13 protein-coding genes are annotated in these 15,256 nt (G+C 72.6%); 2 read left to right on the forward strand and 11 right to left on the reverse strand.

What is annotated here, in order from left to right; all coding sequences use genetic code 11:
* Positions 1 to 221 precede the first annotated feature (221 nt).
* The 5 genes from ACZ6N8_RS04490 to tmk form a co-directional block, all read right to left on the reverse strand.
* Positions 222 to 902, reverse strand: a complete 681-nt coding sequence (locus tag ACZ6N8_RS04490; RefSeq protein ID WP_466007502.1) for a hypothetical protein — start codon at positions 900 to 902, stop codon at positions 222 to 224.
* On the reverse strand, positions 902 to 1,207 hold the full coding sequence (locus ACZ6N8_RS04495; protein ID WP_139583726.1) for a hypothetical protein: 306 nt from the start codon (positions 1,205 to 1,207) through the stop codon (positions 902 to 904). Before ACZ6N8_RS04495 ends, ACZ6N8_RS04490 begins: the two co-directional genes overlap by 1 nt.
* Position 1,208: 1 nt before the next feature.
* Positions 1,209 to 1,538, reverse strand: a complete 330-nt coding sequence (locus ACZ6N8_RS04500) for a YbaB/EbfC family nucleoid-associated protein (protein WP_007454690.1) — start codon at positions 1,536 to 1,538, stop codon at positions 1,209 to 1,211.
* A gap of 145 nt (positions 1,539 to 1,683) precedes the next feature.
* Complete coding sequence (locus tag ACZ6N8_RS04505; RefSeq protein ID WP_466007504.1) at positions 1,684 to 2,943, reverse strand: DNA polymerase III subunit delta'; 1,260 nt, start codon at positions 2,941 to 2,943, stop codon at positions 1,684 to 1,686.
* On the reverse strand, positions 2,943 to 5,201 hold the full coding sequence (gene tmk, locus ACZ6N8_RS04510) for a dTMP kinase (protein WP_466007506.1): 2,259 nt from the start codon (positions 5,199 to 5,201) through the stop codon (positions 2,943 to 2,945). Before tmk ends, ACZ6N8_RS04505 begins: the two co-directional genes overlap by 1 nt.
* A 149-nt stretch (positions 5,202 to 5,350) precedes the next feature.
* Between tmk and ACZ6N8_RS04515 the strand changes: the two genes are divergently transcribed.
* Positions 5,351 to 6,559, forward strand: a complete 1,209-nt coding sequence (locus ACZ6N8_RS04515) for an amino acid deaminase/aldolase (RefSeq protein ID WP_466007507.1) — start codon at positions 5,351 to 5,353, stop codon at positions 6,557 to 6,559.
* 20 nt (positions 6,560 to 6,579) lie between these two features.
* Here ACZ6N8_RS04515 and ACZ6N8_RS04520 read toward each other — a convergent pair whose 3' ends face one another.
* Positions 6,580 to 7,182: a TetR/AcrR family transcriptional regulator gene (locus ACZ6N8_RS04520; protein WP_364370744.1), complete on the reverse strand. Its 603-nt coding sequence runs from the start codon at positions 7,180 to 7,182 to the stop codon at positions 6,580 to 6,582.
* 226 nt (positions 7,183 to 7,408) lie between these two features.
* Between ACZ6N8_RS04520 and ACZ6N8_RS04525 the strand changes: the two genes are divergently transcribed.
* Positions 7,409 to 8,725, forward strand: a complete 1,317-nt coding sequence (locus tag ACZ6N8_RS04525) for a D-arabinono-1,4-lactone oxidase (RefSeq protein ID WP_466007509.1) — start codon at positions 7,409 to 7,411, stop codon at positions 8,723 to 8,725.
* Positions 8,726 to 8,880: 155 nt separating this feature from the next.
* On the opposite strand, the gene ACZ6N8_RS04530 is transcribed toward ACZ6N8_RS04525, so the two are convergent.
* From ACZ6N8_RS04530 to topA, 5 genes are all read right to left on the reverse strand, one after another.
* Entirely contained in the window at positions 8,881 to 9,882 is a 1,002-nt protein-coding gene (locus ACZ6N8_RS04530) for an NADPH:quinone reductase (protein WP_466007510.1), read from the reverse strand.
* Positions 9,882 to 10,181, reverse strand: a complete 300-nt coding sequence (locus ACZ6N8_RS04535) for an antibiotic biosynthesis monooxygenase family protein (RefSeq protein ID WP_466007511.1) — start codon at positions 10,179 to 10,181, stop codon at positions 9,882 to 9,884. The genes ACZ6N8_RS04530 and ACZ6N8_RS04535 overlap by 1 nt, the downstream gene beginning before the upstream one ends.
* Positions 10,182 to 10,186: 5 nt before the next feature.
* Positions 10,187 to 10,813, reverse strand: a complete 627-nt coding sequence (locus tag ACZ6N8_RS04540; RefSeq protein WP_466007513.1) for a TetR/AcrR family transcriptional regulator — start codon at positions 10,811 to 10,813, stop codon at positions 10,187 to 10,189.
* A gap of 102 nt (positions 10,814 to 10,915) precedes the next feature.
* Positions 10,916 to 12,142 (reverse strand): CapA family protein, encoded by a 1,227-nt coding sequence (locus tag ACZ6N8_RS04545; RefSeq protein ID WP_466007514.1) that lies wholly within the window; start codon positions 12,140 to 12,142, stop codon positions 10,916 to 10,918.
* A gap of 79 nt (positions 12,143 to 12,221) precedes the next feature.
* Positions 12,222 to 15,071: a type I DNA topoisomerase gene (topA, locus tag ACZ6N8_RS04550; protein ID WP_466007516.1), complete on the reverse strand. Its 2,850-nt coding sequence runs from the start codon at positions 15,069 to 15,071 to the stop codon at positions 12,222 to 12,224.
* Positions 15,072 to 15,256 lie beyond the last annotated feature (185 nt).

A 15,256-nucleotide genomic window follows, 5' to 3' on the forward strand; every position in this document is an offset into this window, starting at 1 on the left:
CATCCATGACCGTCGACTTGACCTATTGCCCGGCGACCCGTCGTGCCGTTGCGCCTCGCCCGGACGGTTGAATCCGGGCCGGCGCGGAGGACAAACGGCTCCGGGCGGCGTTGAGTGGAGGCAGACCTGCGGGGGGTGCAGGGGGAAGACCACGGCGTCGCCGTGGGCGCCGGCTCACGTCGGGCGCCCGCGAGCGGCGCCGTGGTCTGCCCGGAACGCGGCTACCAGCCGACGCGGGTGGGCTGCCCGTAGCGGGGCCTGCCGTCCACCGGCGGACGCCAGGCGGACTCGGCCAGGCTCGGCGCCCACTGACGCAGCAGCGTCTCGGCCCCGTCGTACGCGACGCAGAGCACCGCCAGCACCCGCGCGGCGATCTCGGCGGCGTCGGCCACCCCCGGCCCGACCGGCCCGGGCGGCAGCGGCGGACCCGCGGCGGTGGCGGCGACCACGGCGACCGCCTCGGCCGAACGCAGCACGTCGGCGAGTGTCCGGGCCAGGGCCAGCCGGCTGCCCTCCACCCAGTCGGCGAGCGCGTCCGCGTACCCGGCTGTGGATTCGAGCCGGCCGACCAGGCTCTCCGGACCCTCGTCCAGGTGGCGCAGCAGCGCCGCGCGTTCCTGCCCGTACGCGGTGGCGGCCGGACCGGACCACAGGACCGGGTCGGTGAGCGTGGCGCAGACGTCGTCGTACCCCCGCACGAGCCGGCGCACGGCGTGCCCGGCGCCGGTGAGCGGCGCCGGATGCAGGTCGAGGAAACCGCGGACCGCGTCGCCGGGCAGCACCTGCATGCGGCGCAGCAGTGGCCAGACCCGGTGCCCCTCGGGGACGCCCGCGGCGAGCAGCGCGTCCACCCGGTGCAGCAGGTCGAGGCCGGGCTCGGCGAGCCGGTCCAGCGGATCCATCACGGCTCCCCGGTGAGCCGGCGGCGGGCGGCCCGGTCGACCTCGCCGTAACGGTCGGCGGCCTCACGGACGGCGGACGCGGCGGCGGCCAGCCGGACGGCGGCGGCCCGTGCCTCACGCGCCCGGTCGTCGGTGGCGGCGGTCCACTGCCGGTGCAGCGCCCGGCCGATTTCGCCGGGGCGGCCGGGGGCGTCCGCGCCGAACGCCACCTGGGCCGGATCGCTTGCGGTGACCCGGTGGGACAGGGTCGTGAGGGTGGCGCTCGCCTCGTCCAGCCGGGCGGAGAGCGCGCGCAGCGTGTCCATCTCAGGCCCCCGCGAGCGGTCGGTAGGCGGCGAACGTCTCGTTGTGCAGCTTCTCCCGCGCCCACTCGGCGGCGTCGGCCGCCGCGGTGACCGCGGCCTGCACGGAACCGGCCACGTCGCGCGGGCTGCGGGTGTGCAGCGGGCCGAGGAACCGGACGTCGGTGATCCGCCCGCCGGCGGTGACCACGACCTCGACCAGGCCGTCCGGCGACCGGACGGTGACCTCGACGGTCGACACCGCCTGGTCGAACTCGGCCTGGAGGGATTCGATGCGGCGGTAGCGCCGCACCGCCTCCTCGATCCAGGCTTCGTCGATCTCCCCCCGCGGCATCGGCCGACTCCTCCCGGATGACCCTTACTGAGCGTGCCGTCACCGTCACCACGGCACACCGGACCGTACCGCACAGCAATCGCGCCTGTCGATGCCTGTGGATGACCGGTCCCCCGGGTGGGACCACGGGCCGGGGAGCTGCGGGTCAGCCCTTCCAGAGGGCGAGCATCATGGCCTCGACGGCGATCCGCGGCTTGACGTTCGCCTCGATCGCCGCCCGGCAGGCGAGCACGGCCTCCAGGCGGCGCAGCGCCCCCTCGGCGTCCCACTTCTGCGCGCCGGCACCGGCCAGCGCCGCCGTGTCGGTGTGCACCGGGGCGACGGGGGCGCGCAGCGCCATGGTGAGCGCGTCGCGGTAGAAGCCGGCCAGGTCGACGAGCGCCCGGTCCAGCGCGTCACGCTGCGCCCTGGTGGCCCGGGACTTCTGCCGCTTCTCCAACTCCTTGAGCTGGCCGGCGGCACCCCGGATCGCGCCTGCCGCGCCCCGCCCGGTGCCGCCCGCGCCGAGCGCCGTCTCCAGAGCCGCCCGCTCGGCCGTGTCCGATTCGGCGACCGACGCCTCGGCCTCCGCCTCGGCCGCCTCGATGAGCGCCGACGCCGCGTCGAACGCCGCGCCGACACCGGTCAGCCGGCGAGGAACGGCGAGCACCGCCTCGCGTCGCTTACGGGCCTCCGGGTCGCGGGCCAGCCGGCGGGCCCTACCGACATGCCCCTGCGCGGCCGCCGCCGCCCACTGCGCCACGTCGGGCGCGATGCCGTCCCGCCGGACCAGCACCTCGGCCACCGCCACGGCCGGCGGCTGCCGCAGGGGTACGACACGACAGCGCGACCGGATGGTCACCGAGACGTCGTCCGGGTGGGTGGACGGGGCACAGAGCAGGAAGACCGTCCGCGGTGGCGGCTCCTCGATCGCCTTGAGCAGCGCGTTGCCGGCCGCCTCGGTGAGCCGGTCGGCGTCCTCGATGACCACCACCTGCCACCGCCCGCCGGACGGGGTACTGGCCGCGCGCAGCACCAGCGCACGCATCTCGCCGACGCCGATGGACAGCCCCTCGGGCACCACCATCCGCACGTCGGCGTGGGTCCCGCCCATCGTGGTGTGGCAGCCGGGGCACTCGCCGCAGCCGGTGCCGTACGCGCACTGGAGCGCGGCGGCGAAGGCCCGCGCGGCCACCGAGCGGCCGGAGCCGGGCGGGCCGGTGAAGATCCAGGCGTGGGTCATCCCGCTCGACGGGTCCACGCCACCGGGCGCGGCGTCGGTGCCGCTGGTCGGGCCGGCGGCGATCAGCGCGGGCTCCCGGTCGGCCGCACCGGTACGCAGCACGGCCGCTGCCGCGGCGGCGGCCCGGCGCAGCTCGGCGACCGCCTCGTCCTGACCGACCAGGTCGGCGAAGACGTCGGGCATCAGGTCTTGTGCTCCATCGTCACCAGCTCCGCGTCGGATAACTCAGGCTGCACCGACGTGTCCGGGCCCTGCGCCGGGCGGGGGTGCACGATGCCGCCCGGCTTGCCGAGCATCTCCTCGACCCGGCGGACCACCTGCGCGGTGATCTCGTCGACCGGCCGGGACGCGTCGAGCACCAGGTAGCGCTTCGGGTCGGAGGCGGCGAGGTCGAGGAAGGCGTACCGGACGCGCTCGTGGAACGCGACGGACTCGGCCTCCAGGCGGTCGGTGCCGGTGTTGCGCGAGGCCACCCGGGACAGGCCGGTGCGCGGCTCGACGTCGAGCAGGACCACCAGGTCCGGCTTGAGGCCGCCGGTGGCCCAGGAGGAGAGCCAGGAGACCTCGTCGACCGGGAGAGTGCGCCCCGCACCCTGGTACGCCAGGGACGAGTCGACGTACCTGTCGCTGATCACCACACCACCCCGGACCAGCGCGGGACGGACGACGGTGGCCACGTGGTGCGCCCGGTCGGCGGCGTACAGCAGCGCCTCGGCGCGTGGGGACGGCGCGTCGTCGCCGGAGGTGTCCAGCACGAGGGACCGGATCCGTTGTCCGACGCCTGTGGCCCCCGGCTCGCGGGTGACGACGACGTCGCACCCCTGATCGCGCAGCCGCTCGGCGAGCGCGGTGAGCTGGGTGGACTTCCCGGCGCCCTCGCCGCCCTCGAAGACCACGAAGAGCCCGGCGGAGACGAACGGCTCGGACGGCATGAGCGGCCGACCCCGGATGGAGCCCCAGAGGTCGGCGAGGACCGGTACGCCCTTCTTGTCGTCCATCTGCCCGAACGCGCTGATACCGGCGAAGATGCCTGCGGCACCGGCGGCGAGCAGCAGCAGTCGGGTCGACGAGATGGACAGGCCCAGGTCGGCGATCTCCAGCTTGCGTGAGCCACCGACGCCGACCAGCACGCTGCTCAGCCCGATGGCCAGGATCAGCACCAGCCGGGTGCCGATCTGCACCACCGCGAAGACCCGGCCTCGCACCTCGTCCTTGATCTCGCCGCCCAGCAGGGTGGTGCCGGCCAGGAAGGCCATACCTGCGCCGGCGCCGACGAGTACCGCGCCGACTATCGCCATGGACAGGTGGATGGCGAAGGCGAGGGTCATCACGGCGGCGCTGGCGAGCACGATGCTCATGCCGAACCAGCGGCGCCGGGACATCTCCTTGACGACCATCGGGCCGAGGCCGATGCCGAGCGCCAGGCCGACGAAGATCGCGCCGAAGAGCAGTGAGAACGCGGCGTCACCGGCGCCCAGCGAGTTGGCGAAGAACTTGGCCGTGCCGACCACGATGCCGCCGCCGGCGAAGGCGCCGAAGATGCCGAGCACCAGGCCTCGGACGAGCGGGGTCTGGCCGATGTACTTCCAGCCCTCGGAGAACTGCCGGAACATGCTCTGCTCGGCACGCTCCGCCTCGCCGCGCTGCGCCTCGCTGATCTCCTTGATCCCGAACGCCACCACCAACGCGGTGGCGAGCCGGGAGAAGGCGTTGAACCAGAGCGCGAGCTGGGCGGGCTCCGCCCAGGAGGGCAGGTCGCCACCCACGGCGCCTCGGACACCACGGTCGAGCACGGCGAGGCCGATGGCCGCGGCGACCGGGGTGAGGCCGTACGTGGTGATGAGGGTGAGCTGGTTGGCCGCCTCCAGCCGGGCCCGCGGGATCAGGTTGGGGACCGCGGCCTCCTTGGCCGGAATCCACAGCAGGGTGAGCGACTCGATCAGGAAGGTGGCGATGAGCGCCCAGCCGACCACCAGGCCGCCTGCGGCACCGCTGAGGGCGTAGAGCGGAATGGAGGCGAAGAGCACGAAGCGCAGCAGGTCGCAGATGACCATCGTCCAGCGCCTGTCGAACCGGTCGGCGAAGACGCCGGCCACCGGACCGAGCACCAGCGCGGGCAGCAGCCGGATCGCGGTGACCCCACCGAACGCGGCACCCTGGGCGGTGCTGCCCTGCACCTGCGAGGCGGCGAAGAGGGCGGTGGCCAGCAGGCCGAGCCAGTCCCCGAAGGAGGCCGCGCCGAGCACGATCCAGAGCCTGCGGAACGGCCGGATGCGCAGCACCGAGCGGATGGCGGCGTAGCCGGACGCGTCGACCTGGCCGCCGTTGGGCTTGTTGGCGGCGTTGCCCGACTGGTCCCCCGGGCGCGACACGCCGGGCGACTCGCCGCTGTTCTGGCTTTCGATGGCCGTACCTCCACGTGCCGGCCCATCGCTGGGCATCCCCGGTGGAACACTCTAGTCCCGGTGGGGGGCCGCCCCACCGGCGACATTCTCCTGCTCGCTGAGCCTAGGCCGCTTGAGGCACCGACCGCAGCCCGGACGTACGCGAGGGTGTTTCGCATTCATCGTCGGACAGTTAGCGTGCACACGTGGCCATCGAAAGCGACAAACTTCGCGAGCGCCTGGACCGGGCGACCACCCAACTCGACCCGCCGTACGCCGTGGTCGACCTCACCGCCTTCGACGCCAACTCGGCCGCGCTTGCCGAACGCGCCGCCGGCAAGCCGGTCCGCCTCGCCAGCAAGTCGGTACGCAGCCGGGAGTTGATCAGCCGGGCGCTCAGCCGGGGCGGCTGGCGGGGCGTGATGGCGTTCACCCTGCCCGAGGCGATCTGGCTCGTCCGGGCCGGCGTGAGCGACGACGTGCTGCTCGCGTACCCCACCGCAGACCGGGCGGCCCTCGCCGAGCTGGCCGCCGATCCGGCACTGGCCGCCGCGATCACCCTGATGATCGACGGCACCGGGCAGCTCGATTTCATCGACCACGTCCGCGCCCCCGGGCAGCGCGCCGAGCTGCGGCTCTGCCTCGATCTGGACGCGTCCTGGCGACCGCTGCGCGGGCGGGTGCACGTGGGCGTACGCCGCTCACCCGTGCACAGCGCCCGGGCAGCCGGCGCCCTCGCCGCCACAGTCGCCGGTCGGGCCGGCTTCCGGCTGGTCGGGCTCATGTCGTACGAGGCGCAGATCGCCGGCCTGGGCGACGCGCCGCCGGGGCAGACGCTGCTGGCCGGCGCGATCAGGCTGGCCCAGCGCGGGTCGTACCGCGAGTTGCTGGCCCGCCGGGGCGCGGCGGTGGCCGCGGTACGCGAGCACGCCGACCTGGAATTCGTCAACGGCGGCGGCACCGGCAGCGTGGCCGCGACCAGCGCCGATCCCGCGGTCACCGAGGTCACCGCGGGATCGGGCCTGTACGGGCCGACGCTGTTCGACGCCTACCGCGCCTGGCGGCCCACCCCGGCGGCGTTCTTCGCCTGCGCGGTGGTCCGCCGGCCGACGCCGGAGCTGGCGACGGTGCTCGGCGGCGGGTGGATCGCCTCCGGTCCGGCCGCCGACAGCCGGCTGCCCCGGCCGTGGCTGCCGGCGGGGCTGAAGCTGGTCGGGACCGAGGGCGCCGGCGAGGTGCAGACCCCGCTGACCGGCCCGGCCGCGGCCACCCTGCGCGTCGGCGACCGGGTGTGGTTCCGGCACGCCAAGGCCGGCGAGCTGTGCGAACGCGTCAACGAACTGCACCTGGTCGAGGGGGACGCGGTCGTGGCGACAGTGCCCACCTACCGGGGCGAGGGGCAGGCCTTTCTGTGAGGCCGGGCCCCGGCGCCGCGTCAGGCGGGTTGCGCCGCCCCAGCCGGTTCGTCGGCGGTCCGGTCGCTGTCCCGGCCGTCGACCTGACGGTGCAGGTACTCCCGGATCAGCGCCTTCGCTTCCAGCAGCACCCGCTCGTCACCGTTGGGCTTCCGGCGGAAGGCGAGCTTGATCAGCGCGTCCGCCGCCTCCACCGCGATCTCCAGCACGAAGCGCAGCTTCGGTACGTCGGTGAGGCCGAAACGTTCGGTGAGCACCCGGGCCAACTGGTCGGCGATCACGCCGTTGTTGTCCCGTTGCTCGTCGAGCAGGTGCAGGTCGACCACGTCGCCGAAGTGCAGGGTACGGAAGCCGGGGACGGTGCGGTGCATCGTGATGTACTCGTCGATGCCCGCGTCGACGCCGTCCCACCAGTGGGTCATCTCGTCGGAGGCGAACCGCTCGTCGAGCCGCTGGAGGTAGGACTCCATGGTGCGCAGGGTCAACGCCTGCACGATCGCCCGTTTGTCCGGGAAGAACTGGTAGACCGACCCGATCGCCACCTCGGCACGCTCGGCGAGCAGGGTGGTGGTCAGTCCCTCGTACCCCACCTCGTCAACGAGTTCGGCGCAGGCATCCAACATGCGCTGTACCCGCGCGACACTTCGACCCTGCACCGGTACGCGGCGCAGCGGCCCGGTCGTGGCGGCTGGTGTGGACACTCGGCGCCACCCCCCTTCGACGGATGAACATATCTACACGTCACGAGTCCGTGACTACCGGTACAACGAGCGGACCTCGATTGCGGTATTTACCAGGTACAACGTTCCTGATATGAAGTCAGTTCATATTCATGAATGAGGAGCGCGCATGGCCGGCACCGCACCGCTCACCGCCCGTTGGTCCAACTGGGCCGGCAACCAGCGTGGCAGCGCCACCGCGATCCTGCGCCCCGCCTCGCCGGAAGACGTCAGCGAAGCCGTCCACGACGCGGCGGCGACCGGTCACCGGATCCGGGTGACCGGCAGCGGCCACTCGTTCACCGCCGTCGCGCTCGCCGATGACAGGCGGATGGACCTCTCCGAACTGGCCACCACCATCAGCGTCGACGCCGAACGCCGGCTGGTAACCGTACCGGCGGGAATGACCCTGCACGCGCTCAACAGCCTCCTCGCCCGGCACCGGCTCGCGCTGCCCAACCTCGGTGACATCGACGCGCAGACCGTGGCCGGGGCGATCTCCACAGGCACCCACGGCACCGGCGCCGGCTACGGCTGCCTGTCCACCTTCGTCGAGGCCGTCACCCTGGTCACCGGCACCGGAGAGGTGCTGCGCTGCTCGGCTGACGAACACCCCGACGTCCTCGCCGCCGCCCGGGTGTCCCTCGGCGCGCTCGGCGTCCTGGTCGAGGTCACCCTGCGCTGCGTGGACGCCTTCGTGCTGCGCGCCCACGAACGCCCCGCAGCCCTGTCCGACGTGCTCGACGAGCTGCCCGCGCTCATCGGCAGACACGACCACGTCGAGTTCTACTGGTTCCCGTACACGTCCCGGGTCCAGGTCAAGGCCAACGACCGGGTACCCACCAACGACCGGCCGCTGCCCCGCTGGCGCGGCTGGCTGGACGACGACTTCCTGTCCAACACCGTCTTCGCCGGCGCCTGCCGTCTCGGCCGGGCCGTGCCGGCGCTGGCCCCCGGCATCAGCGCCGTGTCCGCCCGCGCGCTCACCGAACGCCACTACACAGGCCGCTCCGACCAGGTCTTCTGCACCCCGCGCCGGGTCCGCTTCGTCGAGATGGAGTACGGGCTTCCCCGCGAGGCGCTGCCCGACGCGCTCGCCGCGCTCCGCCGGATCGTGGACGGGCTGCCGTTCAAGGTGCTGTTCCCGGTCGAGGTGCGCTTCACCGCCGCCGACGACATCTGGCTCTCGCACGGCTACGGCCGGGACAACGCGTACATCGCCGTGCACCAGTACGTCGGGATGCCGTACGAGCCGTACTTCCAGGCCTTCGAGAAGGTCGCCACCGAGCTGGGCGGTCGCCCGCACTGGGGCAAACTGCACTACCGCGACGCGGCCTCGCTGGCCACCGCGTACCCCCGTTTCGCCGACTTCCAGGCCGTCCGCGACCGCCTGGACCCCGACCGGGTGTTCGCCAGCCCTCACCTGACCCACGTCCTCGGGGCCTGACGGCTAGCGCGCGAGGTCGGCCAGGTCGACGGCGGCGGCCACCGCCTCAGCGACCTCGTCGTCGAGGTGCACGCCGTCGCCGCTGTCCAGCACCGGGTGGATGTGGTCGGGTGCGGCCGGGACTGATCACCGCCGTCCGGAACCCGCCGCCCAGATCATGACCCTCCGGTCGATCCGTCGACGTCCAGTACGACCCGGCCTCCGGCCGAGGCCCGCTCGACCAGTTCGTGTGCCTGCGCGATCTCCGCCAGGGGCAGTCGGGCGGCGATGGGATAGCGCAGGTCGCCGGCGACAAGCGCGGCCGTCAGGTCGGCCGCGGCGGCCTGGTTCGCCGGCTCCGGGAAGTCGTCGTTGCTGAGGAACCGGACCGTGACGTTCTTGAAGCCGAGGGGCCAGAACGGGATACGCGGTTCGGCCTCCCCGGTCGCGTACGCGGCGACCACACCGCCGTACCTGAGGACGTCCAGATTGGTCGCGAGGTTGGCGTCGAAGGCCAACTCGGCGACCCGGTCGATCGGCTCACCGCCGGTGACGTCGAGGATCCGGGCGGCCAGGTCGTCACCGGCGGAGTCCACCGCGTGGTGCGCGCCCGCCGCCAACGCCGACTCGACCTGCTCAGGCCTCCGTACCGTCGCGATCACCGTGGCTCCGCCCCGACGGGCCACCGCCAACGCGGCCCGCCCCACCGCGCCGAGGGCTCCGGTGACGAGGACGCGTTGGCCGGTCACCGGCCCGTCGGCGAAGATCGCCCGGTGGGCCGTGATCCCCGGGATGCCGAGTCCGGCCGCCTGCTCGTACGGCACCTCGTCGGGCAGCGTCACGGCGTGCCCGGCCGGCACCACCGTGTACTCGGCCGCGGTGCCGAAGGGGCGGTACGACTGGGCGAGAAAGACCCAGACCCGCTCGCCCACCCGCGCGGGATCGACACCCGGCCCGACGGCGTCGATCACCCCGGCGCCGTCGCCGTGCGGCACCACCCGGGGGAACGACATGGTCGACCCCCACCAGCCCTGCCGTTTACCCAGGTCACCGACGTGGATCCCGGAGACCGACACCCGGACGCGGACCTCGCTGTCCCCCGGCGTCGGATCGGGCAGCTCACCGACCCGGAGAACCTCGCGGGCCGGCCCCTGCCTGTCGTACCAGGCCGCGCGCATCACGCACCCACCGGATCGGTGGTGGTGCCCTGCTCGGAGCTGACCACCTCGTCGATCAGGGAGAAGAACGCCTGGATGCCCTGCCGGTTCCCGCCCCGGCGGCGGGACTCGGCGAAGTCCTCGGGCGAGGCCCAGAAGACGATGTCCAGCCACTCCCCGTCATCGAGTCGGATCAGTCGCGCGCCGAGGAAACCGGCACGGTCGGCCTGGAAGTCGGCAAGCATTGCCGGCCGTGCGGCAAGCAGGGCATCGGCGCGCTCCGCGGCCACGCGGAAGCGGGTGATCTCGACTGTGGTCATCGTCCTCAATCCGTTCGGGTACTGGGATCCGCGTCCCGGACGCCCAGCATCAGCCTGAGCTGGGCGAGCAGGACGTCGCGGAATTGCGCTGGTGACGGCGTGGCATGGTGCTGGACACGCGAGACGATCAGGCCGGCCAGAGCCGCGAGCAGGAAGTCGGTCACCGCGTCGGCGTCGTGGGCAGGCGTGAACGCACCCCGCTCGACGCCCTCCCGCACGGCTGCCAGGAAGGGCTCCCGGTACCGAGTCAGCACCTCGGCGCTGTGGTCGCGAAGTTCGTCGTCGCGCATCGCGGATCGCCAGAACTCGACGAGAACCCGCCTGGCGCTCTCCGAGTTGTGCAGGCTCCGGTCGGTCAGGGCGACAAGTCGTCGCCACGGATCGGCCTCGGCGGCCGACACCGCTCGCAGGGCGTCGACCTCCCGGTCGGTGAACACCTGCATGGCCTCGATGATCATGTCCTCCCGCGAACCGAAGTAGGTCTGGAGGGTGCTGATCGCGACGCCGCCGGCCGCCGACACGTCCGCGAACCGCGTGTTCTCGTATCCGCGCGACGCGAGCACGTCCATCACCGCGTCGAGAACGGCAACCCGCTTCTCCCCGCCCGCGCGCCTCTTCCGACCAACCGGCATGGCAGTACGGTACGGCGGTACCGGCTGAACGTGTAGGCGCGCGACCTCGGGTGTGGCGCAGAGCACCGCCAACCACCTCGACCGCGTCCTCGGCGGCGGCGCTCAGCCGCCCGACGCCACCACCTGGTCCGCGCCGGCACCCAGGGCCCGGACGTAGCCGAGCACCCGCTGGTACGCCGCCCGGTAGTCGCCCCGCAGACCTGGCGGGGTGCCCGGGTCGGCAAGCGCTGCGGTCAGGTCAACCAGCCGGAGGGCCGGCGCCAGGTCGGTCCAGGTTGGCAGTGCCTCCATCCGGGTCACCGTCCAGCGCCCCGGGGCGGTCTCGGTGAAGGTCGCCCGGGCCATCACACCCTCGCGGTTGTCGTCGATCGGCTCCTCGTGCCGGGCCAGTTCGTTGCCCATGCCGAAGACCACCCACTTGTCGCCGAAGCGCTGGAACGGCTGCACCGCGTGGGCGTGATGGCCCAGGATGAGGTCCACGTCGGGCGAAGAGATCAGCTGCTGGGCCCAGGCCCGCTGGTCGGCGTCCGGCAGGTGCTGATACTCCGTACCCCAGTGCAGGCTGAGCACGACGATGTCGGCGCCGGCGCTGCGCGCCTTGTGGGCGGCGACGAGGATCTCGGGCGGATCGATCAGGTTGGCCAGCCACGGCTGGCCCGGGGGGCGGCTCAGCCCGTTGAAATTCAGGCTGTACGCCAGGTGGGCGACGCGGACGTCGCCGACCTGGTAGATCCGGGGCCTGGCCGCTTCGGCGGCGCTGCGGGCGCTGCCGGTGTGCCCCAGACCGGCGGCGTCGAGTGCGCGGATTGTCCGGGTCACCCCGTCGGCGCCTTGGTCGAGGGTGTGGTTGGAGGCGGTCGAGCAGCCGTCGAATCCGGTGGTGCGCAGCCCGTCGAGCACCTGCGGGGGCGCGTTGAACGACGGATAGCCGGCGAACGGACCCTCGGGATCGGCCAGTGGCGTCTCGAGGTGGCACAGCGCCAGGTCGGCGCTGCGGACCGCCGTGGCGACCCCGGCGAACATCGGGGCGAAGTCCATGCCGCCGGCACGGGCACCGTCCCGGCGCGCCTGGTCGGTCACCGCTGGATGGATCAGAACGTCACCGGCGGCGACGAGTCGCACGGTCCGCCGGTTGGCGGGATCCCGGGTCGGCCCGGTGGACGCCCCGGGGGCGACGGTGTGCGGGGAGGCATGCGACGCGGTGGCGCCGGCTGGCGAGGGACTGTCCGCGTCCGTCGTCCGGATGCCGACCGCGGCCACGGCGAGCAGCACCGCACCCGCCGCAGCACCGACGAGCACGCGCCGACGCGGGACAGGAGCTGCGAACATCCCCTCACGTTAGGCAGTCCACACCAGAGCCTCGCCACCAAATTGGACATCTAACCCATTAGGGTCGGCTTGCTGGCTGTCACTCCTCGGCGGGACTGGCGGTGGCCTTCTTCGGGGCCGCCTTCTTCGCCGGGGCCGCCTTCCTGGCCGCCGTCGCCTTGGCAGTGGTGGTCTTCTTCGCGGCCGTGGACTTGCTGGCGGCGGCCGTCTTCTTGGTGGCAGTCGCCTTCTTGGCGGGCGCCTTCTTCGCCGCCGCCTTCTTGCGCGGCGCCGGACCCTTGGCCCGCTTCTCGGCGAGCATCTCGGAGGCTTCCTCCAGGGTCAACGCCTCAGGGGTCTGCCCGCGCCGCAGCGACGCGTTGAACTCCCCGTCGGTGACGTACGGGCCGAAGCGCCCATCCTTGATCACCAGGGGCTTCTCGGTCGCCGGATCGACGCCCATCTCCCGCAGCGGCGGCGCGGCGGCGCGACGGCCACGGGTCTTCGGGGCGGCCAGCAGGGCCAGCGCCTCGTCGAGGGTGACCGTGAACATCTTGTCCTCGGAGTCCAGCGATCGGAACTCCTCGCCCCGCTTCACGTACGGGCCGTAGCGGCCGTTGTTGGCGAACACCTCGACACCGTCCGGCGCGACGCCCACCAGCCGGGGAAGGCTGAGCAGCTTGAGTGCCTCGTCGAGGGTCAGCGAGTCAGGTGTCTGCGTCCGCAGCAGCGACGACTTGCGCTCACCGCTGGACACGTACGGACCGAACCGGCCGGACTTGAGCACGATCGGCTCGCCGGTGGCGGGGTCGTCGCCCAGCTTGCGCTCACCGCCGCCGCCGAGGAACAGCTCGTGGACCTTCTCCGGGGTCAGCTCGTCCGGGGCCAGGCCCTCGGGGATCGGCGCCCGGTCGCCCTGGGTGCCGCCCTCGTCGCCCTCGCCGGAAGCCGGAGCCGGTGCCTGCTGCTCGCCGCCTGGCAGTTCCCGCTGGAGGTACGGCCCGTACCGGCCGACCCGTACGACGACCTCGCGGCCCTCGTCGTCGGTGAAGAGCGGGATCGAGTTGACGCTGCGCGCGTCGATGTCGCTCAGGTTCTCGGTGACCAGCTTCTTCAACCCGCCGGAGCGGGCGATGTCCTGGTCGCCGGCACCGTTGGCGCTGCCGAAGTAGAACGCGGTGAGGAAGTCGACGGCGGCGTGGTCACCGCCGGCGATCTCGTCCAGCTCGTTCTCCATGGTGGCGGTGAAGTCGTAGTCGATGAGGCGCGGGTAGTGCCGCTCCATCAACCCGATGACCGCGAACGCCAGGAAGGTCGGGATCATCGCCTGACCGCGCTTGGTGACGTACCCACGGTCCTGGATCGTCTGCATGATCGACGCGTACGTGGACGGGCGGCCGATGCCCAGCTCTTCCAGGGCCTTGACCAGCGACGCCTCGGTGTAGCGCGACGGCGGCTGGGTGTGGTGGCCCTGCGCGGCCAACTCGTCGGCGGTCAGCGGCTGGTCCTTGACCAGGGTGGGCAGCCGGCGCTCGGCGTCCTCGGCCTCGGCGTTCTCGTCGTCGCTGGACTCGACGTACGCGCGCAGGAAGCCCGGGTCGGTGATGGTCTTGCCTGTCGCGCCGAAGTCGGCCTCCTCCTGGGAGGTGGAGACCGCGCGGATGCGCACCGAGACGCTGGAGCCGACCGCGTCGGTCATCTGCGAGGCGATGGTGCGTCGCCAGATCAGCTCGTAGAGCTTGAACTCCTCGGCGGACAACTCCTTGGCCACCTCGCCCGGGGTGCGGAAGTTGTCCCCCGCCGGGCGGATCGCCTCGTGCGCCTCCTGCGCGTTCTTCACCTTGCCCGTGTAGCGGCGCGGCTCCGGCGGCACGCTGCGCTCGCCGTACAGCTCGACGATCTGCCGGCGGGCCGCCGAGATGGCCGTCTCGGACAGGTTCACGGAGTCGGTACGCATATAGGTGATGTAGCCGTTCTCGTACAGGCGCTGCGCGGTGCGCATCGTCTGCTGCGAGGACAGGCGCAGCTTGCGGGCCGCCTCCTGCTGGAGGGTCGAGGTGATGAACGGCGCGTACGGGCGGCGGCGGTAGGGCTTCTCCTCGACCCGGGTGACGGTGAACGGCCGCCCGTCGAGGCGGGCCGCCAGACCCCGCGCGCCACTCTCGTCGAGGTGCACGACCCCGGCGCCGGCCTTCACCCTGCCGGTCGTCGGCTCGAAGTCCTTACCGGTGGCGATCCGGTCGCCGTTGAGCGCGATGAGTGTGGCGTTGAACGAACGCGGACCCTCACCGGCGTTCGCCACGGCGAGGGTGGCCAGGATGTCCCAGTACTCGGCGGTGCGGAACGCCATCCGCTGCCGCTCCCGCTCGACCACGATCCGGGTCGCCACGGACTGGACGCGGCCGGCCGAGAGCCTCGGCATGACCTTCTTCCACAGCACCGGGGAGACCTCGTAGCCGTAGAGCCGGTCGAGGATCCGCCGCGCCTCCTGGGCGTCGACCAGGTCGCGGTCGATCTCCCGGGGGTTGGCCACCGCCGCCTGGATCGCCGGCTTGGTGATCTCGTGGAAGACCATCCGCTTGACCGGCACCTTGGGCTTGAGCGTCTCCACCAGGTGCCAGGCGATCGCCTCGCCCTCGCGGTCCTCATCCGTGGCCAGGAAGATCTCGTCGACCTCCTTGGCCAGCTTCACCAGCTTGCTGATCTGCTGTTTGCGGTCGGCGGAGACGACGTAGAGGGCGTGGAAGCCGTTGTCCACGTCCACGCCGAGGCGGGCCCAGGACTCACCCTTGTACTTGGCAGGCACGTCGGCGGCGTTGCGCGGGAGGTCGCGGACGTGACCGAAGCTGGCCTCCACGACGTACCCCGGGCCGAGGTAGCCCGAGATCGTCTTGGCCTTCGCCGGTGACTCGACGATGACCAGACGGGTGGTTCCAGCGTTGCTCGGCACGTCTCTCCCCGACCTCACTCCTGCTCGTGGCCTGCCGGCGCCCGGACAGCGACCGCTTTCGACCCCGCCGTCGCACCGGCGGTCCGGATGTCCAACGTAACGCGCCGTCCGCGTTTCGGGATTCGCGGGCGGCAAACCGCCACCGCGCGACGGTCAACTCCCGCCCCGCCGCGCTCGGCACTGCC

It is taken from the genome of Micromonospora sp. NPDC047521 (genome assembly GCF_055587305.1).

What these genes read in the sequence shown, in the direction of transcription:
- ACZ6N8_RS04490 (WP_466007502.1), bottom strand. Translation starts at nt 902, where the DNA reads ATGGATCCGCTGGACCGGCTCGCCGAGCCCGGCCTCGACCTGCTGCAC.
- ACZ6N8_RS04540 (WP_466007513.1), bottom strand. Translation starts at nt 10,813, where the DNA reads ATGCCGGTTGGTCGGAAGAGGCGCGCGGGCGGGGAGAAGCGGGTTGCC.
- tmk (WP_466007506.1), bottom strand. Translation starts at nt 5,201, where the DNA reads ATGCCCAGCGATGGGCCGGCACGTGGAGGTACGGCCATCGAAAGCCAG.
- ACZ6N8_RS04535 (WP_466007511.1), bottom strand. Translation starts at nt 10,181, where the DNA reads ATGACCACAGTCGAGATCACCCGCTTCCGCGTGGCCGCGGAGCGCGCC.
- ACZ6N8_RS04530 (WP_466007510.1), bottom strand. Translation starts at nt 9,882, where the DNA reads ATGCGCGCGGCCTGGTACGACAGGCAGGGGCCGGCCCGCGAGGTTCTC.
- ACZ6N8_RS04495 (WP_139583726.1), bottom strand. Translation starts at nt 1,207, where the DNA reads ATGGACACGCTGCGCGCGCTCTCCGCCCGGCTGGACGAGGCGAGCGCC.
- ACZ6N8_RS04520 (WP_364370744.1), bottom strand. Translation starts at nt 7,182, where the DNA reads ATGTTGGATGCCTGCGCCGAACTCGTTGACGAGGTGGGGTACGAGGGA.
- ACZ6N8_RS04545 (WP_466007514.1), bottom strand. Translation starts at nt 12,142, where the DNA reads ATGTTCGCAGCTCCTGTCCCGCGTCGGCGCGTGCTCGTCGGTGCTGCG.
- ACZ6N8_RS04500 (WP_007454690.1), bottom strand. Translation starts at nt 1,538, where the DNA reads ATGCCGCGGGGGGAGATCGACGAAGCCTGGATCGAGGAGGCGGTGCGG.
- ACZ6N8_RS04505 (WP_466007504.1), bottom strand. Translation starts at nt 2,943, where the DNA reads ATGCCCGACGTCTTCGCCGACCTGGTCGGTCAGGACGAGGCGGTCGCC.
- ACZ6N8_RS04525 (WP_466007509.1), top strand. Translation starts at nt 7,409, where the DNA reads ATGGCCGGCACCGCACCGCTCACCGCCCGTTGGTCCAACTGGGCCGGC.